Below are 686 nucleotides of genomic sequence, written 5' to 3'. Positions count from 1 at the left end.
GAAGTTGTTTAAACTTATTTAGGTAAAAAAAGAAGAGTCCCAGGAATTGTAGATTTTTGATTTGCGAAAAAAAAGGAACTACTCTGGGACTCATAGACGAAGATAAAATAAGAGAATGGATATTACCACATTTAAGTAAGGGAAAGCGAGGTTTTAAGCCGAGAATATGTCTGGTAAAAGTGGTACAGCTAATCTTAAAGCGTATGAAAACTGGGTGCCAGTGGCGGGAACTAAGTGTTCGGGAGTACATTGAAGCTCCCAAAGTAAGCTGGCAGCATATATATTACTATTTCAATAAATGGAGTAAAGATGAATCATTCAAGGCAGCCTGGAAAGCGCTATTGTCAAGCCACAAACAGCTCCTGGACTTATCGTGCGCCCAACTTGATGGTAGTCATACACCGGCTAAACGGGGAGGAGAACAGGTGGGATACCAGGGCAGAAAGGCCTGTAAGACAACTAACAGTTTGTATTTGAGCGATAACAATGGCCAAATACTGTCGGTAGGTAGTCCGCAAAGTGGGGAACATAATGATTTGTATGAGATCAGTAGCATTTTTGAAAAAATGATCATTTTATTGGAGGAAGCGGGTATTAACAGTAGCGGCGTTTTTTTGAATGCAGATCCTGGTTTTGACAGTGAGGAGCTACGGAAGGCTTGCTACTATTTCTGCGGGGCTTTAAGT

Annotated in this window: 1 protein-coding gene; it reads left to right on the top strand. The window is 41.3% G+C overall.

Annotated features, from left to right (window positions below; translation table 11 throughout):
* Positions 1-56 precede the first annotated feature (56 nt).
* A partial coding sequence (locus BW716_RS35115; protein WP_083730680.1) for a transposase occupies positions 57-686 on the top strand: 630 nt, incomplete at its 3' end.

This window comes from [Flexibacter] sp. ATCC 35208, from assembly GCF_001975825.1.
GTDB lineage: Bacteria > Bacteroidota > Bacteroidia > Chitinophagales > Chitinophagaceae > Chitinophaga.
Note: the sequence above shows the minus strand (reverse complement) of the source record. Positions and strands in the feature narration are given on the sequence as shown.